Source organism: Pantoea sp. BJ2 (assembly GCF_040255075.1).
GTDB classification, from domain to species: domain Bacteria; phylum Pseudomonadota; class Gammaproteobacteria; order Enterobacterales; family Enterobacteriaceae; genus Pantoea; species Pantoea leporis.
The window spans coordinates 3,497,723-3,520,261 of record NZ_CP158292.1 but is presented as its reverse complement, the minus strand read 5'-3'; the positions used below and the strand labels follow the sequence as shown (position 1 = coordinate 3,520,261).

18 protein-coding genes and 1 tRNA gene are annotated in these 22,539 nt (G+C 55.4%); 14 read left to right on the top strand and 5 right to left on the bottom strand.

Features of this window, described 5'->3' with window-relative positions; translation table 11 throughout:
• Positions 1–161 precede the first annotated feature (161 nt).
• Complete coding sequence (locus AAF463_RS16165; RefSeq protein ID WP_192412104.1) at positions 162–3,005, top strand: bifunctional diguanylate cyclase/phosphodiesterase; 2,844 nt, start codon at positions 162–164, stop codon at positions 3,003–3,005.
• 85 nt (positions 3,006–3,090) lie between these two features.
• Here the strand turns inward: AAF463_RS16165 and ftnA are convergent, their stop codons facing one another.
• Positions 3,091–3,597: a non-heme ferritin gene (gene ftnA / locus AAF463_RS16160; protein WP_137386484.1), complete on the bottom strand. Its 507-nt coding sequence runs from the start codon at positions 3,595–3,597 to the stop codon at positions 3,091–3,093.
• Between the two features lie 238 nt (positions 3,598–3,835).
• On the opposite strand from ftnA, the gene AAF463_RS16155 reads away from it, so the two are divergent.
• The 11 genes from AAF463_RS16155 (at position 3,836) to mrdA (ending at position 16,622) form a co-directional block, all read left to right on the top strand.
• On the top strand, positions 3,836–4,939 hold the full coding sequence (locus AAF463_RS16155) for an amidohydrolase (protein WP_210081135.1): 1,104 nt from the start codon (positions 3,836–3,838) through the stop codon (positions 4,937–4,939).
• A 239-nt stretch (positions 4,940–5,178) separates the two neighbouring features.
• Positions 5,179–6,768, top strand: a complete 1,590-nt coding sequence (gene prfC / locus AAF463_RS16150; protein WP_101761823.1) for a peptide chain release factor 3 — start codon at positions 5,179–5,181, stop codon at positions 6,766–6,768.
• A gap of 261 nt (positions 6,769–7,029) precedes the next feature.
• Complete coding sequence (gene osmY, locus AAF463_RS16145; protein ID WP_101761824.1) at positions 7,030–7,644, top strand: molecular chaperone OsmY; 615 nt, start codon at positions 7,030–7,032, stop codon at positions 7,642–7,644.
• 93 nt (positions 7,645–7,737) lie between these two features.
• Positions 7,738–7,899: a DUF1328 domain-containing protein gene (locus AAF463_RS16140; protein WP_007893192.1), complete on the top strand. Its 162-nt coding sequence runs from the start codon at positions 7,738–7,740 to the stop codon at positions 7,897–7,899.
• 179 nt (positions 7,900–8,078) lie between these two features.
• Entirely contained in the window at positions 8,079–9,131 is a 1,053-nt protein-coding gene (locus AAF463_RS16135) for a DUF6363 domain-containing protein (RefSeq protein WP_110867276.1), read from the top strand.
• On the top strand, positions 9,128–9,907 hold the full coding sequence (locus AAF463_RS16130; protein WP_350261110.1) for a TatD family hydrolase: 780 nt from the start codon (positions 9,128–9,130) through the stop codon (positions 9,905–9,907). Before AAF463_RS16135 ends, AAF463_RS16130 begins: the two co-directional genes overlap by 4 nt.
• Positions 9,908–10,199: 292 nt before the next feature.
• On the top strand, positions 10,200–10,979 hold the full coding sequence (gene deoC / locus AAF463_RS16125) for a deoxyribose-phosphate aldolase (RefSeq protein WP_350261109.1): 780 nt from the start codon (positions 10,200–10,202) through the stop codon (positions 10,977–10,979).
• A 157-nt stretch (positions 10,980–11,136) separates the two neighbouring features.
• Positions 11,137–12,459: a thymidine phosphorylase gene (gene deoA, locus AAF463_RS16120; RefSeq protein WP_350261108.1), complete on the top strand. Its 1,323-nt coding sequence runs from the start codon at positions 11,137–11,139 to the stop codon at positions 12,457–12,459.
• Positions 12,460–12,553: 94 nt separating this feature from the next.
• Positions 12,554–13,777: a phosphopentomutase gene (gene deoB, locus AAF463_RS16115; protein WP_101761829.1), complete on the top strand. Its 1,224-nt coding sequence runs from the start codon at positions 12,554–12,556 to the stop codon at positions 13,775–13,777.
• A 33-nt stretch (positions 13,778–13,810) separates the two neighbouring features.
• Complete coding sequence (gene deoD, locus AAF463_RS16110; protein WP_008103284.1) at positions 13,811–14,524, top strand: purine-nucleoside phosphorylase; 714 nt, start codon at positions 13,811–13,813, stop codon at positions 14,522–14,524.
• 223 nt (positions 14,525–14,747) lie between these two features.
• A complete protein-coding gene (mrdA, locus tag AAF463_RS16105; RefSeq protein ID WP_350261107.1) occupies positions 14,748–16,622 on the top strand; it encodes a penicillin-binding protein 2 in 1,875 nt (624 codons plus the stop codon).
• 74 nt (positions 16,623–16,696) lie between these two features.
• Here the strand turns inward: mrdA and AAF463_RS16100 are convergent, their stop codons facing one another.
• Positions 16,697–18,019: a PAS domain-containing methyl-accepting chemotaxis protein gene (locus AAF463_RS16100; protein ID WP_350261106.1), complete on the bottom strand. Its 1,323-nt coding sequence runs from the start codon at positions 18,017–18,019 to the stop codon at positions 16,697–16,699.
• Positions 18,020–18,212: 193 nt separating this feature from the next.
• On the opposite strand from AAF463_RS16100, the gene AAF463_RS16095 reads away from it, so the two are divergent.
• A tRNA-Phe gene (locus AAF463_RS16095) sits at positions 18,213–18,288 on the top strand.
• 130 nt (positions 18,289–18,418) lie between these two features.
• On the opposite strand, the gene tssD is transcribed toward AAF463_RS16095, so the two are convergent.
• Positions 18,419–18,910 (bottom strand): type VI secretion system tube protein TssD, encoded by a 492-nt coding sequence (gene tssD, locus AAF463_RS16090; protein WP_350261105.1) that lies wholly within the window; start codon positions 18,908–18,910, stop codon positions 18,419–18,421.
• 242 nt (positions 18,911–19,152) lie between these two features.
• On the bottom strand, positions 19,153–19,671 hold the full coding sequence (locus AAF463_RS16085) for a DUF2778 domain-containing protein (RefSeq protein ID WP_350262005.1): 519 nt from the start codon (positions 19,669–19,671) through the stop codon (positions 19,153–19,155).
• A 360-nt stretch (positions 19,672–20,031) separates the two neighbouring features.
• Between AAF463_RS16085 and AAF463_RS16080 the strand changes: the two genes are divergently transcribed.
• On the top strand, positions 20,032–20,490 hold the full coding sequence (locus AAF463_RS16080) for a GNAT family N-acetyltransferase (protein ID WP_350261104.1): 459 nt from the start codon (positions 20,032–20,034) through the stop codon (positions 20,488–20,490).
• A 6-nt stretch (positions 20,491–20,496) separates the two neighbouring features.
• Here the strand turns inward: AAF463_RS16080 and AAF463_RS16075 are convergent, their stop codons facing one another.
• Positions 20,497–22,539 carry a pyridoxamine 5'-phosphate oxidase family protein gene (locus AAF463_RS16075; protein ID WP_350261103.1) on the bottom strand — a complete coding sequence of 681 codons (2,043 nt, stop codon included), beginning with the start codon at positions 22,537–22,539 and terminating at the stop codon, positions 20,497–20,499.

Genomic DNA, 22,539 nt, shown 5'->3' with positions numbered 1-22,539 from the left:
CCTACTGAACATTTTCTCGCCACTGCCGATAACATACCTACCAACATTTGTCTGCGGATGAATAGCGCTTGTCAGCGCTGCGTATTTGCGCTTAAGTCTGCATGATAATTAAGAATTTTCTTAAGTTTCGACGATACCAGCCCAGCAATAGGCGAATAACAATGAATAATAACTCTGACGTCATGTACCGACTTTTGGTACAGAGCGTGGTGGATTACGCCATTTACATGCTCAAACCCGATGGCACAGTGGCGAACTGGAATAGCGGCGCGCAGCGCGCCAAAGGTTACACGCCCGATGAAATCGTAGGGAAGAATTTTGCGCTGTTCTACAGCGAAGACGATCGTAAAAACGGCGCGCCGCAGCGCGGACTGGCGACCGCAACAGCAACCGGGCGCTTTGAAACCGAAGGCTGGCGTTACCGTAAAGATGGCAGCGCATTTTGGGCGCATGTGGTGATCGACGCCATCCGCGATGAGTTTGGTGAGCTGCTGGGTTTTGCCAAAATCACCCGTGACTGCACCGAGCAGCAAGAGCAGCAGCGCAAACAGCGCGAGCAGGAACAGCGCTTTCGCATGCTGGTGGAAGGCGTCAGTGATTACGCCATCTATATGCTCGACTTGGACGGCAACGTGGAAAACTGGAACGTAGGCGCACAGCGCGCGAAAGGCTACGTTGCCGAAGAGATTGTTGGACAGCACTTCTCACGCTTCTACAGCGCCCAGGATCGTAAAAACCATATCCCGGAAAAAAATCTCACCACCGCCTTCAAAACCGGTCGTTTCGAAGACGAAGGCTACCGGTACCGCAAAGATGGCAGCGCATTTTGGGCACATGTCATCATTGACGCGATTCGTGATGATGCCGGCAAGCTGATTGGCTACGCCAAAATCACCCGCGACTGCACCGAACAACAGGCGCTGCTGCGTAAACAACACGAGCAGGAGAAGAACTTCCGTCTGCTGGTGGAAGGCGTGCGCGATTACGCCATCTATATGCTGGATGTGCAGGGCCGCGTGGTGAACTGGAACAACGGTGCACAGCGCGCTAAAGGTTATCTGGCTGACGAGATTGTCGGTCAGCACTTCTCGGTGTTTTACAGTTCAGCGGAACGTCATGCCAATGCGCCCGAAGCTAACCTCGGCATTGCGTTGAAAACCGGGCGTTTTGAAGATGAAGGCTGGCGCTACCGCAAAGATGGCTCGGCATTTTGGGCCCACGTTGTTATCGAAGCGATTCATGATGAAAGCGGCAAACTGATCGGTTTCGCCAAAATTACCCGCGATATCACCGAACGGCGTGAGAACGAGCAGCAACTGCTGCGCGCGCGGGATCTGGCGCAGTCGCAGAGCGCGAAAATGTCGGAGCTGTCGGGTTTTCTCGACACCATCATCAGCAATATTCCCTCATGCGTGATCGTTGAAGATGCCATCAGCCGTGAAATCCTGATGGTGAATGACAAAGCTGAGCAGCTGTTTGGCATTAACAAAGCGCTGATCATGCACAAGCGCCCGCACGAATGTATGTCGGCGGAGCTGGGTGATTACTTCAACAGTCTGGCGGATGTGGCGCTGCGCAGCGAAGGCATCCACTCGCGCGAACAGCTGCTGCTGACGGCGGGCGGCGAGCGCATTCTGCATACGCGTGCCACCACCATCAGCGGCAAAGATATGCGTCAGAACTACGTGATGCTGATTGTCGAGGACGTGACCGATCAGCGCGAAGCCGATGCGCGTATTCGTCATATGGCGCATCACGACAATCTCACCAGCCTGCCGAACCGTGTGCTGTTCCGCCAGAAGCTGAGTGAAGCGCTGCGCGTCGATAGTCAGAACCACCAGGTCAGCGCCACGCTGTGTCTCGATCTCGATAACTTCAAAAACGTCAACGATGCGCTCGGCCACCAGATTGGTGATGACCTGCTGCGCGTGGTCGCGAAACGCCTGCGCAGCGCGCTGCGCGATCACGATACGCTGGCGCGCATTGGCGGCGATGAGTTTGCCATCGTGTTACCCAATGTTCGTGCTGCCGATGAAGCAGCGGTGGTGGCGCAGCGGCTGATCGAGGCGATTCGTCCGCCGATCAACGTTGAAGGGCATAATCTGTCGGTGGGCTTGAGCGTTGGCATCGCGCTCACCTCGCAGGCCACCAACACGCCGGAGCATATGCTGCGCTGCGCCGATATGGCGCTGTACGAAGCCAAACGTAATGGCCGTAATCGCTTCGAACACTTCACCATTGAGATGGACAATCAGGCGCGCAGCCGTCGCGTGATTGAGAACGATCTGCGTGATGCGATTTCTGGTCGTCAGCTCAAGCTTTACTATCAGCCGATTACCAACGAGCAGGGCATCATCGGCTATGAAGCGCTGATGCGCTGGCATCACCCGATCAAAGGGCTGATCATGCCGAACGACTTCATCCCGATCGCTGAAGAGACCGGTTTGATTCACATGCTCGGCGCCTATGCGCTGTATGAAGCCTGCCGCGAAGCGCAGAGCTGGAACACCGAACAATCGGTGTCGGTGAACCTGTCGCCGCTGCAGTTTAAAAACAGCTCGCTGGTGTCGGTGGTGGAAGGTGCGCTGCGGGAATCCGGGCTGGCGCCGCATCGGCTGGAAGTGGAGATCACCGAATCAGTGCTGCTGGACGACACGCTCGGTAATATCCGCACCTTGCAGAGTTTGAAAACGCTTGGCGTGCAGATTGCGCTGGATGATTTCGGCACCGGCTACTCGTCGCTCAGTTATCTGCGTTCATTCCCGTTCGACAAAATCAAAATCGATAAGTCGTTTATCAACGATATGGGCGACAGCCGCGAGGCGCTGGCGATTATCCGCGCCATTACCGGCATGAGCCGCAGCCTCGATATTCAAATTACCGCTGAAGGCGTGGAGAACGGCGAGCAGTTTGCGAAGCTGCGCGAAGAGGGGTGTACGCTATTTCAGGGCTATTTCTTTGGTCGTCCGCAGCCGTCGGAGTTGCGGTTGAAAGAGTTGGAATAGATTCGCGCCATTGATCGTGCCGCTACATAAAAAAACGCCCGACATGTCGGGCGTTCTCAATTTTTGCTGTGTGTAATCTTTATTATTATGCGCCGTGGCCGTCGACGGACATGTGGCCGAGATCTTTGTCCACCAGGAACAGGCCTTCGCCTTTGTTGCCGACCATCGCCAGTTTATCCAGCACGGTTTTGAACAGCTTCTCTTCTTCATGCTGCTCGGCAACGTACCACTGCAGGAAGTTGAACGTTGAGTAATCCTGGGTGGTTAAGGCGGTGTGCACCAGCTCGTTGATTTTTTTGGTAATCAGCTGCTCATGCTTCAGCGCTTCTTCCAGCACGTCGTTCAGTGAATTCCAGCTAATCGCCGGCGCCGCAATGCTGCCCAGCACCGGCAAAGCGCCGGCATCGCTGACGTAATCGAACAGCTTCTGCATGTGCTGCATCTCTTCGCGAGAATGCATTTTCAGGAATGAGGCGGCACCTTCATAGCCTTTATCGCAGCACCAGGCGCTCATCTGCAGATAGAGGTTGGCAGAGAAGAATTCGAGGTTCAGTTGGTCGTTTAAACGCGAGGTCATTTCAGCAGTTAACATGGCTGAGTCCTTTTTAATTTGTCAGGTGAAGTACGGCGAATTATGCATCAATCTATACTTTTTTGTGAAGGGTTTTTCGCAAAAAGGTTGAATTTATCTTATTGATTGTAAATGGAATTATTCCACATGTTGAATGCGAGGAGTTCTCACTTTTGACTAATTTTCATTCACGCTGGATTGATTATAGCTGCGCATCGGGCGATGCTGAGGCTTGCCTTTACTTGTCAGGAGCTTAGCGGTGTCGAACGTCTTAGAGCATTACCATTTTCTGCATGAAATTCCCGAACTGGGTTTTCAGGAATTTAAAACCTCTGCTTATATTGCCGATCAGCTGGAGAGCGCCGGAATTAAGGTGACGCGCGGCATCAATAACACCACCGGCATGGTGGCGGAAATCGACAGCGGCGTGCCCGGTCCGGTGCTGGCGCTGCGTGCGGATATGGATGCGCTCGGCCATATCATTGATGGCGTAGCCTGTGCGCGTCACACCTGCGGCCACGATGGCCATTCGTCGGTGGTGCTGACGGCAGCGCAAGAGCTGATGAAAGAGGGCGCGATCAAGAAAGGGCGGCTCAAGCTACTATTCCAGCCGGCGGAAGAGCTCGGTGCGGGTGCGCTGGCGATGATTGAGGGCGGCGCGCTGGAGGATGTGGAGATGATTCTCGGCTTCCATGTGCGTCCGCTGGAAGAGTGTCATGTGGGACAGGCGACGCCAGCGGTGATTTACTCTGCCTGCAGCACGCTGGAAGCCACCATCAAAGGTGCACCGGCGCATGCGGCGCGTCCGCATTTGGGCGTCAACGCGCTGGATGCGGCGGTGCAAGCGGTACAGGCCGTCAACGCCATCCATCTGCCGCCGGGTTTGACCTGGAGCGTGAAAGCTACACGCTTTCTGTGCGATGCGGGCGTGACCAACTCGGTGCCGGATGAGGCGCGCGTGGTGTGGGATCTGCGTTCGCAGGAAAACGCGCCAATGGCGGTGCTGAAAGAGAAAGTCACGCTGGCGATTCAGCACAGCGTGGCGGCGCTGGGTGCCACGGCCGACGTGGTGGTGCTAAAAGAGATGCCGGCGGCAGAAATTCATGAGGAAGCTACGGCGGTGATTCGCGCGGCGATTGTCGACGTGCTGGGCGAAGCCGGTTTGCTGGATACCAAAACCACGCCGGGCAGCGAAGATTTCTTCTATTACCCGGTGAAAAACCCGCAGGTGAAAGCCGGTTTCTGGGGATTGGGAACCAATCTGGTGCCGGGTTTACATCATCCTGAGATGCGCTTTGAGCTGAGCTCGCTGGAGATTGGCGTGAAGATCTTCAAGGCGGCAGTGGTGCGGGTGTTGGGGTGATTAGAGGGTTAGGGTGAGGGCCATTAAGGGCACCGATTCCCCCTTTCTGCGAAATATTGTATGCTATGCCGCCTCAATGCTGACGGGATTCAGGACTGCCGCCAATGTAGATCGCACACCTCTTGCTGTGAACCGACGCCACTGCGTCGCCATTGGCCGCTTTATCCTGCGGAATGACCTCGAAACGATTTATTCGCAGCGCGCTGTCCGCGTGTTGCCCTTGAAGAAGAATTCACTCAATGTCTAATGCCTCCTTTTTAGAAGAAGTGGCGCGCCGCCGTACCTTTGCGATCATCTCGCATCCGGACGCCGGTAAAACCACAATCACCGAAAAAGTGCTGCTGTTCGGACAGGCGATTCAAACCGCCGGTACCGTCAAAGGCCGCGGCTCCAACCAGCACGCGAAATCGGACTGGATGGAGATGGAGAAACAACGTGGTATCTCCATCACCACCTCGGTGATGCAGTTCCCGTATCGCGACAGCCTCGTGAACCTGCTGGATACGCCAGGACACGAAGACTTCTCTGAAGATACTTACCGTACGCTGACGGCGGTTGACTGCTGTTTGATGGTGATCGACGCCGCAAAAGGTGTTGAGGATCGCACCCGCAAGCTGATGGAAGTGACGCGCCTGCGCGATACGCCAATCATCACCTTTATGAATAAACTCGACCGTGACATCCGCGATCCCATGGAGCTGCTGGATGAAGTGGAGAGTGAGCTGAAGATCGCCTGCGCACCAATTACCTGGCCGATTGGCTGCGGCAAGTTGTTCAAAGGGGTTTATCACCTCTACAACGACGAAACTTACCTGTATCAAACCGGTAAAGGCCACACCATTCAGGAAGTGCGCATTGTTAAGGGGCTGGCGAATCCAGAACTGGATGCCGCAGTAGGCGAAGATCTGGCACAGCAGCTGCGCGATGAGCTGGAGCTGGTGCAGGGCGCTTCGCACGAGTTCGATCAGGAGCTGTTCCTGAGTGGCGAAATCACGCCGGTGTTCTTCGGCACCGCGCTGGGTAACTTCGGCGTTGATCATATGCTGGATGGCCTGGTTAGCTGGGCGCCGCGTCCAATGCCGCGCAACACCGACGCGCGTTTGGTGGAAGCAAAGGAAGAGAAATTTAGCGGCTTCGTGTTTAAGATCCAGGCAAACATGGACCCGAAGCACCGCGACCGCGTCGCCTTTATGCGTGTGGTATCCGGCAAGTACGAAAAAGGCATGAAGCTGCGTCAGGTGCGAACCGGTAAAGATGTGGTGATTTCCGATGCACTGACCTTTATGGCCGGCGACCGTTCGCACGTAGAAGAAGCCTATCCGGGCGACATCATTGGTCTGCACAACCACGGCACCATTCAGATTGGCGACACCTTTACGCAGGGTGAAAACATGAAGTTCACCGGCATTCCGAACTTCGCGCCAGAGCTGTTCCGCCGTATCCGTCTGCGCGATCCGCTGAAGCAGAAACAGCTGCTGAAAGGGCTGGTTCAGCTGTCGGAAGAGGGCGCGGTGCAGGTGTTCCGTCCGGTGCACAATAACGATCTGATTGTGGGCGCGGTCGGTGTGCTGCAGTTCGAAGTGGTGGTGGCACGCCTGAAAAGCGAATACAACGTTGAAGCGATCTACGAAGCCATCAACGTCTCAACCGCTCGATGGGTTGAGTGTGATGATGCGAAGAAATTCGACGATTTCCAGCGTAAAAATGAAGTGAACCTGGCGCTCGATGGCGGTGATAACCTCACGTATATCGCGCCAACCATGGTGAACCTCAACATCACTCAGGAACGCTATCCTGACGTGAGATTCCGCAAAACGCGCGAGCACTAATCGCCGTTGCCAGCAGGGCCTGTGATTTTCACTGGCCCTGTTTTGTTTGTTACAGACTCCTCCTAATTCCGCTGTTTTTTTCTCTTTTTGGCGATATATCAACCACAAGAGCCAGCAAAAGCTGTAATCCCTACTACTATTATCCTGTCGGACGAGAAAAGAGACCTTTCGGGTTTCATTACGTCCAGTAACTCAGCAACGCCGTTCGTTGCTGGCGCATCCGCGATAACGGATGAGTTAACTGATAGAAGGATGATATCGATGAATAAGACTAAGATTGCTAAAACCCTGATTGCTGCCCTGGCCGGTTCTGCTCTGCTGAGCGGTGCGGCGTTTGCAGATGAATCACTGTCGCAGAAAGCACAGCAAACCTCCGACAGCGCGGGTGCGAAGATCGATAGCTCTATGAAAAAAGTCGATGGCTATATGGATGACAGCGGCATCACGGCTAAAGCCAAAGCGGCGCTGGTGGATGATGACGCAATTAAAAGTACGGATATCTCCGTCAAAACGCACGATGGCGTGGTGACACTGAGCGGCTTCGTGGCTTCTCAGGATCAGGCTGAAAAAGCCGTCGCGCTGGTGCAGAAAGTCGAAGGTGTGAAATCCGTCAGCGACAAACTACACGTTAAAGACAGCAAAAATGCTTCTCTGAAAGGTTATGCGGGCGATACCGCAACCACCAGCGAAATTAAAGCTAAGCTTTTAGCAGATGATATCGTGCCATCACGCAACGTTAAGGTTGAAACCACCGACGGCGTGGTGCAGTTATCAGGGGAAGTGGCGAATCAGGCACAGTCCGACCGTGCTGAGAAGATCGCCAAAGCCATTGAAGGCGTGAAAAGCGTGAAGAATGACCTGAAGGTGAAATCTTAACGCGAGCGACTCGGCACCAGCAGGTGCCGTTTCGTAATAAAAACAAAGGTGTAAATAAGCAGTTCGATTTTCACAATGGTAAAGGAGAGGCTTATGTTTCGTTGGGGTATTATCTTTCTGGTCATCGCTCTGATTGCTGCGGCATTAGGTTTCGGCGGTCTGGCGGGTACGGCAGCATGGGCAGCTAAAATTGTCTTCATTGTCGGTATTATTCTGTTCCTCGTGAGCCTGTTTACCGGGCGCAAACGACCCTGACTACTTGCGTCTCAATAGACGCTAACCCGCGAGTCACCTAAAGCGGAGACCGGTCTTGTGCGGCATACTACGAAGCCGCAACGATTGCAGAAGCAATTGGTCAGGGAACGACAATGACTGGTTCTCCGGGATGCTGCTTCGGCGACTCCCTCAGAGCAAGCAACACTGAGGGACATCCATTGGGCACACGTATTCCGTTGACATTAGGTTCATTCGAACCGCTGGCTTTAACTCCTTTCAAATCAAATAAAATTGCCTTGGTGTGCGAAGGCGGCGGTCAGCGCGGCATCTTTACCGCAGGCGTGCTGGACGAATTTCAACGCGCAGGCTTCAATCCTTTTCAACTGTTACTCGGCACCTCGGCCGGGGCGCAAAACCTGTCGGCTTTTGTCTGTGGCCAGCCTGGCTACGCGCGACGCGTGATCTCCCGTTACACCACCAGCAAACTGTTCTTTGATCCGCTACGATTCGTGCGCGGCGGGCATCTTATCGATCTCGATTGGCTGATCGATATCACTAAACAGGAATTCCCGCTGGCGCTCAATACCGCCGAAGGGCTGTTTGCCAAAGGCAGCGAATTCTATATGTGCGCCTGCCGCAGCGATGATTACCGCGCCGAGTACTTCAACCCGATCAGCACCAACTGGCACGACATCCTAAAAGCGTCCAGCGCGATCCCCGGTTTTTACCGCAGCGGCGTGCAGATGGATGGCGTCAGCTATCTCGACGGCGGCATCAGCGATGCGATTCCGGTACGCGAAGCTGCGCGCCGTGGCGCGGATACCATTGTGGTGATCCGCACCGTGCCCTCGCAGGTGTCCTACACGCCGAAGTGGTTTAAACGCATGGAACGCTTTTTGTCCGACAGCGCATTGCAGCCGATGATCAACATCCTGCATCAGCATGAAGAGAGCTATCGCGAGATTCAGCAGTTCATCGAGCAGCCGCCGGATAATCTGCGCATCATCGAAATCTGTCCGCCAAAACCGCTGGCGAGCATGGCGCTTGGCAGCCGCTTGTCATCGCTGAATCAGGATTACCATTTAGGTCGCCGCAGCGGGCGCTATTTCCTCGCCACGCTTGGTCAATGGTTGAGTGATGCTGAGCCGCTGGTGCGTTCAACCACGGTTACGCCGCCGGCAGCGGTGGCGAATGCGCCTGACAATCGCCCGCTGATTACGCCCGCGCTGGCGGAAAACGATGCCGATTTTGATAAAGGCTCGCTGGCATGAAGTTTATCGACACGCATTGCCACTTCGATTTCCCGCCGTTCGTTGATGATGCGCACGCCAGCATCGCGCGCGCTGCGCAGGCCGGCGTGGAACGCATCATTGTACCGAGCGTGGATGCCAGCCGTTTCGCGCTTGTGACGCAACTGGCGCAGCAGCATCCGGCGCTGTATGCCGCGCTGGGCCTGCATCCAATCAATATTGCTGAGCATCAGGAAGATGCGCACCTTGATGAATTAGCGCGCTGGCTGAAAAAGCCCGATAGCAAGCGTGTGGCGATCGGCGAGATCGGTCTCGATCTCTATATGGACGATGCGCAATTTGCCAAACAGACGCGGCTGCTCGATAAGCAGCTCAAGCTGGCGAAGCAGCACGATCTGCCAGTGATTTTGCACTCGCGCCGCACCCACGATCAATTAGCGCTGCATTTACGTCGTCACGATTTACCGCGTCGTGGCGTGGTACACGGTTTTGCGGGTAGCCACCAGCAGGCGGAGCGCTTTATTCAGCTTGGCTATGCCATTGGCGTTGGCGGCACTATCACCTATGAACGCGCCAGTAAAACCCGCAACACCATCGCCAACCTGCCGCTCAAGGCGTTATTACTGGAAACCGACGCGCCCGATATGCCGCTGCACGGTTTTCAGGGCCAGCCCAATCGTCCGGAGCGGGCGCGCAATGTGTTTGACGTGCTGTGTCAGTTACGCAGCGAATCCCCTGAAGAGATCGCCGATGCGCTGTGGCATAACAGCCAGCAGCTGTTCGCCTTGCCTGCCTGATTCTCACCCCAACAGATTCTGCATTTACGCTGCCTTACGCCTGATTAGCTACATTGATAAAGCTGAGAGTACACTTTTGCGTCCATTTTTGTGATAATAATAACAATGGCCATCACGGCGCATTCCCGCCTGGTTAGCAATTATTTGTGATAATTATCACTAAATAATTGTATTTAAATGACAGGTTTTCTTTTTCATGTGACGTGAAGCGCAATTTAACGTCACGGTAGTTGTTAGAATTATCACATTCCCCGGTGGGTTGTGCCCGCCGATCTGAATTTTGGAGAGCATCATGACCGACCTGAAAGCAGCAGCACAGCGCGCATTGCAACTGATGGATTTAACCACCCTGAACGAAGACGACACCGACGAGAAGGTGATCGCGTTGTGCCGTCAGGCGAAATCCCCAGCCGGTAACACCGCTGCCATCTGCATCTATCCGCGTTTCATCCCGGCAGCACGTAAAGCGCTGCGCGAGCAGGGCACGCCGGAAATCCGCATCGCCACCGTCACCAATTTCCCGCACGGCAGCGATGACGTTGAGATCGCGCTGGCCGAAACCCGCGCGGCCATCGCCTACGGCGCTGACGAAGTGGATGTGGTGTTCCCGTATCGTGCGCTGATTGCCGGCAACCGCGATATCGGTTTCGAGCTAGTAAAAGCCTGTAAAGAAGCCTGCGCGGCGGCGAACGTGCTGCTGAAAGTGATTATCGAAAGCGGCGAGCTGAAAGATGAAGCGCTGATTCGTGCCGCTTCGGAAATCGCTATCGATGCGGGTGCCGATTTCATCAAAACCTCCACCGGTAAAGTGCCGGTCAACGCGACGCCAGAAGTGGCGGCGATCATGATGCAAGTGATCCGCGACAAAGGCGTGAAGCAGCAGGTTGGTTTCAAACCGGCGGGCGGCGTGCGCACTGCGGAAGACGCGGCGCTTTATCTGCAGCTGGCGGAGGACATTCTGGGTGAAGGCTGGGCGGATGCGCGTCATTTCCGCTTCGGTGCCTCCAGCCTGCTGGCAAGCCTGCTGAATACGCTGGGCCACGAAACCGCGACCAGCAAAGCCGGTTATTAATCTCTTTCGCTGATGGTTCTGCGATTCGTAGCGGCGCGATTTATCGCGCTGGTTTTTACGCTTCAGCCCCGACTTAACATCGCGCGATAAATCGCGCCGCTACGGCAGGTGCAAGCTGCCGTACCATTTCAATTTCTATCCCTCCAGGGAGGCAACCGTGTTCCTGCCACAAGAAATTATTCGTAAAAAACGCGACGGCCAGGCGCTGAGTGAAGCGGAGATTCGCTTCTTCATCAACGGCGTGCGCGACAACAGCGTTTCGGAAGGTCAAATTGCCGCATTGGCGATGACCATCTATTTCCATGATATGACGCTCGACGAGCGCGTGGCGCTGACTATGGCGATGCGCGACTCCGGCACGGTGCTGAACTGGAAATCGCTCAATCTCAACGGCCCGATTGTTGATAAACACTCCACCGGCGGCGTTGGCGATGTCACTTCGCTGATGCTCGGCCCGATGGTAGCGGCGTGCGGCGGTTATGTGCCGATGATCTCCGGGCGCGGCCTCGGCCACACCGGCGGCACGCTGGATAAACTGGAAGCGATTCCGGGCTTTGATATCTTCCCGAGCGACGATCGTTTCCGCCAGATTATTAAAGACGTCGGCATCGCGATTATTGGCCAGACCAATTCGCTGGCGCCGGCCGACAAACGTTTCTACGCCACGCGCGATATCACCGCCACCGTGGATTCCATTCCGCTGATCACCGCATCGATCCTCGCCAAAAAACTGGCGGAAGGATTGGATGCGCTGGTGATGGACGTGAAAGTGGGCTCCGGCGCCTTTATGCCGACCTTCGAAGCCTCAGAAAATCTGGCGCAGGCGATTGTTGGCGTCGCCAATGGCGCAGGTTGTAAAACCACCGCGCTGCTCACCGACATGAATCAGGTGCTGGCTTCCACCGCCGGTAATGCGCTGGAAGTGCGTGAAGCGGTACAGTTCCTGACCGGCGAGGTGCGCAATCCGCGCCTGCTGGAAGTGACGATGGCGCTGTGCGCGGAAATGCTGATCTCCGGCAAACTGGCTGAGAATGACGCCGATGCGCGCCAAAAGCTGCAGCAGGTGCTGGATAACGGCAAAGCCGCTGAAGTGTTTGCCCGCATGGTGGCGGCGCAAAAAGGGCCGGTGGATTTCATCGAGCGCATGGACAGCTATCTGCCCGCGCCAACGCTGAGCAAAGCGGTATACGCCGATGGCGCCGGTATCGTCAGCGCAATGGATACGCGTGCGCTCGGCATGGCGGTGGTTGCGCTTGGCGGGGGGCGCCAGCGCGCCAGCGACAGCATTGATTACAGCGTGGGCTTGAGCGACGTGACCACGCTCGGCACGCAAGTTGACGCGCAGCGTCCGCTGGCAATTATCCACGCCGCGTCGGAAGCGCAGTGGCAGCAGGCCGCCGCCGCCGTTAAAGCAGCCATCACGCTGAGCGACACTGCGCCAGCGATCACGCCGGTAGTTTATCGTCGCATTAGCGAATAACTGGCGCTTCTTCGTGCCAGGCAGCGGCCGTTCGGGTATACTGATCTGATCGCTTTTTTTTGACTTGTCATCGCGCATTGCGCAGGAGACTTGCATGAAACGTGCTTTTATTATGGTTCTCGACTCCTTCGGGATCGGCTCCAGCAAAGACGCCGATAAATTCGGTGATGAAGGATCGGACACGCTCGGCCATATCGCCGAAGCCTGTTTCGAAGGCCGCGCCAATGAAGGTCGCGAAGGCCCGCTGCACTTACCGAACCTGACCAAACTGGGCCTCGGCAAAGCGGCTGAGCTCTCTACCGGTCGTTTCCCGCCAGGCCTCGATCCCAACGCGGAAATCATCGGTGCGTATGCTTACGCCAGCGAATTGTCGTCCGGTAAAGATACGCCGTCGGGCCACTGGGAAATCGCCGGCGTGCCGGTGCTGTTTGATTGGGGCTACTTCAGCGATAAAGAGAACAGCTTCCCGCAGGCGCTGCTGGATACTCTGGTGAAACGTGCCGATCTGCCGGGATATCTCGGTAATTGTCACTCATCGGGCACGGTGATCCTCGACCAGCTCGGCGAAGAGCACATGAAAACCGGCAAGCCGATTTTCTACACCTCGGCGGATTCGGTTTTCCAGATTGCCTGCCATGAAGAGACCTTTGGCCTCGATCGCCTGTACGAACTGTGTGAAATCGCCCGTGAGGAGCTGACCAATGGTGGCTACAACATCGGTCGCGTGATTGCGCGTCCGTTCGTGGGCGACAAAGCGGGTAACTTCGAGCGTACCGGCAACCGTCACGATCTGGCGGTGGAGCCGCCTTCAGCGACCATGCTGAAAAAACTAGTCGATGAGAAGGGCGGTGAAGTGATTTCGGTGGGTAAAATTGCCGATATCTACGCCGAGCAGGGCATCACGCAGAAAGTCAAAGCCACCGGCTTAGACGCGCTGTTCAACGCTACCATCGAGCAGATGAAGAAAGCGCCAGATACTTCGATTGTGTTCACTAACTTCGTTGATTTTGACTCAACGTGGGGACATCGTCGCGATATCGCCGGTTATGCGGGCGGACTGGAGTTGTTCGATCGTCGTTTGCCAGAGCTGATGGAATTGGTGAAAGAGGGCGACATTCTGATCCTCACCGCCGATCACGGCTGCGATCCAAGCTGGAAAGGCACCGAGCACACGCGTGAGCACATTCCGATTCTGATCTACGGCCCGAATGTGAAGCCAGGATCGCTGGGATACCGCGATACCTTCGCGGATATCGGCCAGACCATCGCAAAATATTTTGGCCTGTCCAGCATGGACTACGGCAAGAGCATGCTGTAAAACAGCGCCCCAAATTTAATAAGGAAAATAACCATGGCAACGCCTCATATTAATGCAGAAATGGGTGATTTCGCGGACGTCGTGCTGATGCCAGGCGATCCGCTGCGCGCAAAGCACATTGCGGAAACCTTCCTCGAAGATGTGGTGGAAGTGAACAACGTGCGCGGCATGCTGGGTTACACCGGGACTTATAAAGGCCGCAAGATTTCGGTGATGGGTCACGGCATGGGCATTCCATCCTGCTCGATCTACACCAAAGAGCTGATCACCGACTTCGGCGTGAAGAAGATTATCCGTGTCGGTTCTTGCGGCGCAGTGCGCGCAGACGTGAAACTGCGTGACGTGGTGATTGGTATGGGTGCCTGCACCGATTCCAAAGTGAACCGCATGCGCTTCAAGGATCACGACTTCGCGGCGATTGCTGACTTCGACATGGTGCGTAACGCCGTTGATGCCGCGAAAGCGCTGGGCGTTGATGCGCGCGTGGGTAACATCTTCTCCGCCGATCTGTTCTATACGCCAGATCCGCAGATGTTCGACGTGATGGAGAAGTACGGCATTCTGGGTGTGGAGATGGAAGCGGCGGGTATTTACGGCGTGGCAGCAGAGTTTGGTGCGAAAGCGCTGACCATCTGTACCGTGTCGGACCACATCCGCACCCACGAGCAGACCACGGCGGCTGAGCGTCAGACCACCTTTAACGATATGATTAAGATCGCGCTGGAGTCAGTGCTGCTGGGCGATTAATCTCTTTTCCCTCACCCTAACCCTCTCCCGCACGCGGGAGAGGGGACCAGTCGGCGCTTTTTTTCTCCCTCTCCCGGTGGGAGAGGGCCGGGGTGAGGGCACCAGACCGCACCATTCCGTAAACATCTGACACACTTTTACCCAGGCTTGTGCATCTTCGTGCTGGCTCTGAAACAATCTCTGCTTATCATTAGCGTGATAACAAAGAGACTAAGCCCACCTGATGAATTTCCGTAATTTCGAAGCAGAAGAAAAGCTGTTTGCCCGCCGTGCGATTGTCGCTTTTGCCCTGGTTGTCATCTGCTTTACCATCTTAGGCATCAACCTGTATCGCCTGCAGGTCGATCAGCACAGCTATTACCAGACGCGTTCCAACGAAAACGACATCAAAATGATCCCCATCGCGCCCACGCGTGGATTGATCTTCGATCGCAACGGCATTCCGCTGGTGCGCAACGTCAGCTGGTATGACATTCACATCACGCCGTACAAAATCGACAACATGCAGGAAACGCTGAAAGAGCTGACGCCGATTGTCGATCTCACGCCGGAAGAGATTGAAACCTTCGAGCACGAGCTCAAACAGAACAGCCGCTACAAGCCGGTTGAACTGAAAGCGGAACTGACTGACGAAGAAGTCGCGCGCTTCGCCGTCAATCAATTCCGCTTTAGCGGCGTCACCGTCGATACCTATCAGGACCGTGAATATCCTTACGGTGCCGACCTGGCGCACGTGCTTGGCTATGTTTCGAAAATCAACGATAACGACTACAAACGCCTGAACGCAGAAGGCGTTGGCGAGAACTACGCGGCTGACCACAACATCGGTAAGCAGGGCATTGAAGGCTATTATGAATCGCTGCTGCACGGCAAAACCGGCTATCAGGAAGTGGAAGTGGATAACCACGGCCGCATCGTGCGCGTGCTGAAAGAGGTGCCGCCGGTGGCCGGTCAGAACATCACGCTGACGCTCGATCTGCATCTGCAGCAGTACGTCGAGAGTCAGCTAGCCGGGCAACGTGCGGCGGCGCTGATTGAAGATCCCCACGACGGCAGCGTGCTGGCGATGGTTTCCGCGCCGAGCTACGATCCCAATCCGTTCGTCAAAGGCATCAGCTACAAAGCCTATAAAGCCCTGCTGCAGGATAAAGACCTGCCGCTGATCAACCGCGTTACGCAAGGCTTGTATCCACCGGCGTCCACCGTGAAGCCTTATATGGCGATGTCGGCGCTGCTGACCAAAGTCATCACACCGAGCTTTACCCTATTTGGCGCGCCGACCTGGACGCTGCCGGGCACCGATCGTAAATATCGCGACTGGAAAAAAACCGGTCACGGCATGCTGGACGTCACCAAAGCCATCGAAGAGTCGGCGGACAGCTTCTTCTATCAGGTGGCGTTTATGATGGGCATTGATCGCATCCACACCATGCTGAGCCAGTTTGGCTACGGAAAATCGACCGGCATCGATCTTAACGAAGAGTACGCTGGATTGCTGCCGAGCCGCGAATGGAAGCAGAAGGTGCACAAACACGTGTGGTATCAGGGCGATACCGTTTCAGTGGGCATTGGGCAAGGTTATTGGGTGGCGACGCCGATTCAGATGGTGAAAGCGATGGTGGCGCTCATCAACAACGGGCGTGTGATCAATCCCCATCTGCTGGAGAAATCACAGCGCGGCAAGGAGGTGCAGCTCTACCAGGCAAAACTACCGCAGCCGCAGATTGGCGATGCTAAATCGCCGTATTGGTCGCTGGTGCGCCACGCCATGTTCGGTATGGCGAATGCGCCGAACGGCACCGGCTACAAATACTTTCACACCGCGCCGTACGGCATTGCGGCGAAATCCGGCACCTCGCAGGTATTCAGTCTGAAACAGAATCAGGTGTATAACGCCAAAATGACGCCGATGCGCCTGCGTGACCACATCTTCTACACCGCGTTTGCGCCGTTTAACGATCCCAAAGTGGCGGTGGCGTTGATTCTGGAAAACGGTGGCAACGAAGGCGTCACGGCGGCACCACTGATGCGCAATATTCTCGACCACATTTTTATGCCGGAAGCCGCACCGCCGCCGGTGGCGACGGCGGCGCAGTAAACCATGCGGCCATGGCAGGTTATTGTCATGCCGCCTGGTTTGTGGGGGCGCGGTGCATTGCGACCTGCAGTGCATCACTCCTCTCGCAATGTCGCGGTAACATGCCCAATCGCGCGCACCACTTCGCTGGAACTGTCACGAATATCCGCCATCATGCCGCCAGCTTCTTTCGCCAACCCCACGCCCTGATCGGCGCGTTTCAGGTTGGAGGCGATACCTTTCAGCGCTTTCTCCGCCAGCGTATGGTTCTGCTGCACCATGTTCTCAATTTCGGTGGTGGCGCGGTTGATGTTGGCCGCCAGCGTGCGCACTTCATTGGCCACCACGGCAAAGCTGCGACCATGCTGACCGGCGCGCGCCGCTTCCACCGCGGCGTTCAGCGCCAGCAGGTTGGTTTGATCGGCAATCCGGCGAATACTCTCAACAATGGCGCCAATGCGATCCGACGACTGACTCAGATCGTTGATATCACCAGAAATGCCGTGCAGCTCGCCCGCCAAATCATTCATGGTCTGCACGCTGTTCTCTATCACCGTGGCGCCAAGGCGCGTGCTTTCGCTGGTTTGCAGCGCGGTTTGATACGCCTGCTGCGCCGCGTCGCGCTCTTGCTGATTCTTCTCCACCTGCGCGGTGACATCGGTAGCGAACTTCACCACTTTGTACAGCTCGCCGGTTTCGTTAAACACCGGATTGTAAGTGGCGCGCAGCCACACCGTTTGGCCGCGTTTATTCAGGCGCTGGAACTGGCCGGAGATAAATTCGCCCTGATTCAGCTTGTGCCAGAAGCGGCGATATTTGTCGCTGTTGCGCATCTCCGGCGGGCAGAACTGGCTGTGATGCACGCCGATCACTTCTGACGCGTTATAGCCCATGGTTTTCAGGAAGTTGTCGTTGGTCATCAACACTTCGCCCTTGAGATTGAAGGCGATCACCGCCATCGAACGCTCAATCGCGGTGGTCATGGCGCGCTGCTCTTGCGCGTCCATGATGCGCGCGGTGATATCGCTCGCCAGCTTGACGATTTTAATCACGCGGCCGCTGCGATCCTGCACCGGCACGTAATTCGCCTCCAGCCAGATAGGACGGCTGTGTTTCGCCACGCGCAGGAATTTATCGCTGAAGCCTTCGCCGCGATTCAGGCGTCGCCAGAAGTCGCGGTATTGCGGTGAGTTGAGCATATCGGCGGTGCAGAACATGCTGTGATGCTGACCAACAATCTCTTTGAGCGTGTAACCCATGCGCTCGAGAAACAGCTCGTTGGCAGTAAGGATCTTCCCTTCTGGGGTGAATTCGACCATGGCGATGGCATCTTGTAATGAACTGAGCGTTGCCTTGCTATGACCGCGTTTTTGCCACGCAAGGCGTGACAGTATTCCTGATGTAATAGTGCTGAACATGGTGGACCTTATTATTGGTATCGGATGTCAGCAAGGTTATCGGCACAAGCGACTAAAAATTCACCTATACCAGCGATAGGCGAATGAATTTTTACCGGTTGGTCTGAAGGTTGCTGTAAAAGGCATCAGTCAGCTGATTTTTGCCGAAAAGCGTTTGACGGTGCCGCGCGAGTAGGGTTTAATGCGCCCCGTTGCCCGGATAGCTCAGTCGGTAGAGCAGGGGATTGAAAATCCCCGTGTCCGTGGTTCGATTCCGCGTCCGGGCACCAACATTCTGAAAACCCAGCTTATGGCTGGGTTTTTGCTTTTCTGGGTTTCATCACTCTTCATACAATCTTGCGACGATTACGGCTCGACGTGGTGCTTGAGTCTCTGCATCTCAAAAGCAGGAAGGTTGTTTTAAGCGGTTGGACGCTCGTTCCATGCATCCGTGTATTGGATATTGCCATCCACAATTCGCCACGTGATTTTCTCATATTGCAAACTGACGCTTTCCGTATGGTTTAGTTTGTCATTGCCTGCAAGCTTCACATTTGCCACGCCGCAGTTAACGCCGGTGACTTTCACGTTTTCCATCAGCACCGTGTAATAGCAAACTTCCTGGCCAGCATCGCTAATGTTATAGAAGCGAAGTTCAGCGCTTTTTAACGTCTGCCCGGTGGCTGCTGCCTTGTACAGATAAGGCGTGGAGCTATCCACTTCTTTCTCAATCATCATTGATGAATGCTGGCGCGTACCGGTGATCCTACCGTTAGATCCGTCCACTGGCAGGTTGATGCCGTGGCTCATGCCGATAATTTCAATGCTGCCTTCACGGTCGTGAACATCGACAGATCCTCGAATATCTGCGCCACCATCATCTTTAAGCCACATATACGGAGGGATTGGCATTTTACTTGTTCCTTATTTTTTTGATCAACTTCATGGTTATTAAATAAACAGCCGTGGTGATGGACACCACGATGACAACATCAATGTAGAAATAGGCGTCGTAGAGAGTTTCAATGTTGGATTCGCCGCTTATTAACACGGCAACCTTTCGTGCGAAATTCTGTGAGATGTACGTTTCAGCGCCACCGAGCGATCTGCCAATAACAAGCGTTATTAGTATGAAGAAAACGCATTTTGCGGCCCTACGGGCAAGTGTTTGAGCCATTGGCAACAACCTCAATTAATCCTCGGGCCATCAGCGAAGGCTTGCCTGGCACGGGCACCATTAATGTGTTCATAAACGCCTGGCGGATACGCGCATAATCGGAGTTGTGGGGGATGGTGATGCAACCTTCTGATACGGTTCCCGGATGAAGCCGGAACAGTTCGCGGCGCACGCCCTGATACCAGGTCTCGTCGTCAATGGCTGAGTCTTCTCGGTAGAGTGCAAACCATTCACTTCGGCCAAAGGCCACGCCTTTCGTGTACTTGTTCCAGGCGTCCTGTAATTCCGCCTTTCGCTTACCAAAGAAACCATCCGCGCCGCGATCGACAACCCAGTATTTCCCGGGTGGCAATGGGCCGTCGCCCGAAACTGCGCCGCATCCACCTCGATTTCGATAAGCGCCGTTACCAGAAAACGCCATGAAAACGCCGACGCCATAGATGTTTAACGGTGCGTAATCCGCGCCGTTCAGAATAAGTGTTCCATTCAGTGCCATCGTTCCCTCATTAATCATGTAATAACCTTGAGTGATAGTAACAATGAATGGAATATAGTGCCAAAAATTGTTAGGGATTCTTATGGGTTGATCTAACGTTTTGAACTAATGTTTTTTTTGAATGGCGTAGTTTTTATTTTTTTTATTTAATATAAAACAGTTTGATATAAATATTTATCTCTAAAATTTGTTTGATAAAATCAGCACTGCCAATTGAATTATTGATAAGACTTTAAAAAGGTTAACTCCAGAAATCAGCCTAACCACAGCAGCTATGTCCAAATAAAGAATCGCTTGTCGCCCACAACAATCCTTCATAAATTCTCTTACACCCCAACCAAATTATCGTAGGCCGCAGAGATGAGTGAGTTCGTTACAGAGGAGTGGAACGAAGAGGGTTATTTGATCAGCACGGACGAAAACAAACTGGACCTCGCCGCCATACACCGTTATCTCACCACTTCGACATGGGCAGCAGGCATTGATGAAGAGACGGTTAATGCTTCGATACAAAACAGCCTTAACTTCGGTCTTTATCATCAAGGCTTACAGATTGGCTTTGCGCGGCTCATCACGGATTACGCCACCTTCGCTTATCTGTGCGATGTTTATGTGCTCGACGCGTATCAGGGAAACGGCCTGGCACGCTGGTTGATGGCGTGTATTCATGCGCATCCGGTTTTTGCGCGGCTGCGCAGAATTACGCTGTTCACCAGCACGGCGCCGTGGCTGTATGAAAAGTTTGGCTATCAACCGATTAACCAGCCGAACTACGCGTGGACGATTACCCGGCCTGATATCTACAAAAACAAAGCGTGATAAATCTTACAGCGCCAGCTGAATCGCCTGCACCTCATCCTCCTGCTGCGCCGGCCGCGCGCAGCAGATCAGCACTTCATCATCCGCCACTTGCGCGCTCGGTGGCGTTGGGTAAGTCACCGCGCCTTGCAGCAGTTTGGTTTTACAGCTGCCGCAATGTCCGGCGCGACAGCTGTACGCTGGGCTCAGGCCACGCGCTTCAGCCAGCTCAAGCAGCGAACCGGTATCCGGCGCCCAACGCGCCTCTTTCAGTGAATCCATGAACTTCACCGGCACCGATTGGGTTGCTACCGGCAATAGCGGTTTTGCTTCTTTAACAATATCGTTGGTGCGCTGCAGCGACGACGGCCCAAAGGCTTCGGCGTGAATGCGATCGTCGGCGATATTCAAGGCGCGCAGCCCGTCGTACAGCGCCTGGGTAAATTGCGGCGGACCGCACAGATAGAAGTCGTAATCGTTAAACGGCAGCACCCGCGAGAGCAGCGCCATATCGATGAGGCCGGCAAAATCGTAATCAACATCCGGTTCTGCATCCGCCGTCTGGCTTAGCACGCGCACCAGTTTCACCGCGCCGTGCGCCGCCGCCAGCAACTGGTCGAGTTCGCGCACAAAAGGGCGCTCGGCTTTGCTGCGCGCCGACTGGAACAGAAACGTAGGGCGCAGGCGCTGTTTGCGCACTCCTTCGTATATCAGATGTCGCAGCATCGCCAGCATCGGCGTGATGCCCACGCCGGCGGCAAGCAGCACCGCCGGACGTGGTTCGCTGGCGTCGAGAGTAAAATCACCCGCCGGCGCACGCGCTTCCAGCGTATCTCCGGTGTGGAGATGATCGTGCAGGTAACGCGATACCACGCCATCGCGCTTGACGCTGATGCGGTAAAAATTCTCCGATGGCGCGACCGAAAGCGTGTAGGCGCGCATCAGCGGCTTATCCGTACCGGGCAACTGCAGGCGAATCGGCAGATGTTGACCGGCCAGATGCGGCAACAGACCCGCGCCATCATCCGGCACTAAATGAAACGAGCGGATCGTGGCGCTCTCATCCACCACCTTAATCACCTTGAACGGACGCCAGCGCGAAGCCAGATCTGCTGCACGCAGGCGTTCGGCGGCGGCTTGCCAGTCGCCGGTCATCAGTGAACTGGGTGCGACGCCATCCGGCGGCGTTAACCAGCGTAAGGCGAGGGCGGCACGACGACGCACGATACGGCGCGGGCGAAACGTCCACAGCCGCTCGGCACCCTGAAAGGCGGCGATCTCGGGCGAGTCGAGAATCACTTTGGCATCGCCGCTCAGTTGCAGCGTGTCGCCGCTGGCGTAATCAACAAACAGCAATCCCGCTTTGCCATTCTGGTGAATGTTGCCCAGCGTGGAGAAAAACAGATTGCCGTTGAAGTCGGGAATGGTCAGCAGGCCATCTTCACTGACGCGCACGAAACCCGGTTTGCCGCCGCGATGCGAGGCATCAACCTGGCGTTCGGCATAGGTGGCGACGTAGAAGGTATCCGCCGCGCCGATGCTGGCGCGCGCGGCATCATCCAGCGCGCTCAGGGTTTCCACCTCACCGCGATAAGGTTCGGCGGGAGGATGTGCAAAGTGAAAGTCACGCAGCTGGATATAGCGCGGGCAGTTGCCAAAACTCTGCTCCACCTGCACGCGAAAACCAGCGCCAATCGCCTGCAGCACGCCGTTCATGCGGTTACGTCGCCGCGTATGCAGTTCGATGCCGAGCAGCCCAACCGGCGCGCCATCCTGCATGCCCGCCGCCGCGGGATCGCCTTGATGCGGACGCGCCTCGATATCCAGCGTGGTGGCATTGGGCGAGAAGATAAAACCGGGTTGGCCTTCCAGCAGCGTGGCCCACGCATCGCCGTGCGCATCCACGCTGCCCGCCACAATAAACGGCAGCTGCGCGTAGAAGTCGCGGTGTTGATCGGGCATGTGATCGCGGATCACGCGCTGGCCGACGTCCGCCATGCGCTCCGCCACACCCGCCTGTTGCTGAAGCGCAATTTCACCCTGATGCCAAACCGGTAGTTTCTTGCTCAT

What these genes read in the sequence shown, in the direction of transcription:
- AAF463_RS16080 (WP_350261104.1), top strand. Translation starts at nt 20,032, where the DNA reads ATGAGTGAGTTCGTTACAGAGGAGTGGAACGAAGAGGGTTATTTGATC.
- deoC (WP_350261109.1), top strand. Translation starts at nt 10,200, where the DNA reads ATGACCGACCTGAAAGCAGCAGCACAGCGCGCATTGCAACTGATGGAT.
- ftnA (WP_137386484.1), bottom strand. Translation starts at nt 3,597, where the DNA reads ATGTTAACTGCTGAAATGACCTCGCGTTTAAACGACCAACTGAACCTC.
- AAF463_RS16075 (WP_350261103.1), bottom strand. Translation starts at nt 22,539, where the DNA reads ATGAGCAAGAAACTACCGGTTTGGCATCAGGGTGAAATTGCGCTTCAG.
- AAF463_RS16140 (WP_007893192.1), top strand. Translation starts at nt 7,738, where the DNA reads ATGTTTCGTTGGGGTATTATCTTTCTGGTCATCGCTCTGATTGCTGCG.
- prfC (WP_101761823.1), top strand. Translation starts at nt 5,179, where the DNA reads ATGTCTAATGCCTCCTTTTTAGAAGAAGTGGCGCGCCGCCGTACCTTT.
- mrdA (WP_350261107.1), top strand. Translation starts at nt 14,748, where the DNA reads ATGAATTTCCGTAATTTCGAAGCAGAAGAAAAGCTGTTTGCCCGCCGT.
- AAF463_RS16165 (WP_192412104.1), top strand. Translation starts at nt 162, where the DNA reads ATGAATAATAACTCTGACGTCATGTACCGACTTTTGGTACAGAGCGTG.
- deoB (WP_101761829.1), top strand. Translation starts at nt 12,554, where the DNA reads ATGAAACGTGCTTTTATTATGGTTCTCGACTCCTTCGGGATCGGCTCC.
- osmY (WP_101761824.1), top strand. Translation starts at nt 7,030, where the DNA reads ATGAATAAGACTAAGATTGCTAAAACCCTGATTGCTGCCCTGGCCGGT.
- AAF463_RS16085 (WP_350262005.1), bottom strand. Translation starts at nt 19,671, where the DNA reads ATGGCACTGAATGGAACACTTATTCTGAACGGCGCGGATTACGCACCG.
- AAF463_RS16100 (WP_350261106.1), bottom strand. Translation starts at nt 18,019, where the DNA reads ATGTTCAGCACTATTACATCAGGAATACTGTCACGCCTTGCGTGGCAA.
- deoD (WP_008103284.1), top strand. Translation starts at nt 13,811, where the DNA reads ATGGCAACGCCTCATATTAATGCAGAAATGGGTGATTTCGCGGACGTC.
- tssD (WP_350261105.1), bottom strand. Translation starts at nt 18,910, where the DNA reads ATGCCAATCCCTCCGTATATGTGGCTTAAAGATGATGGTGGCGCAGAT.
- AAF463_RS16130 (WP_350261110.1), top strand. Translation starts at nt 9,128, where the DNA reads ATGAAGTTTATCGACACGCATTGCCACTTCGATTTCCCGCCGTTCGTT.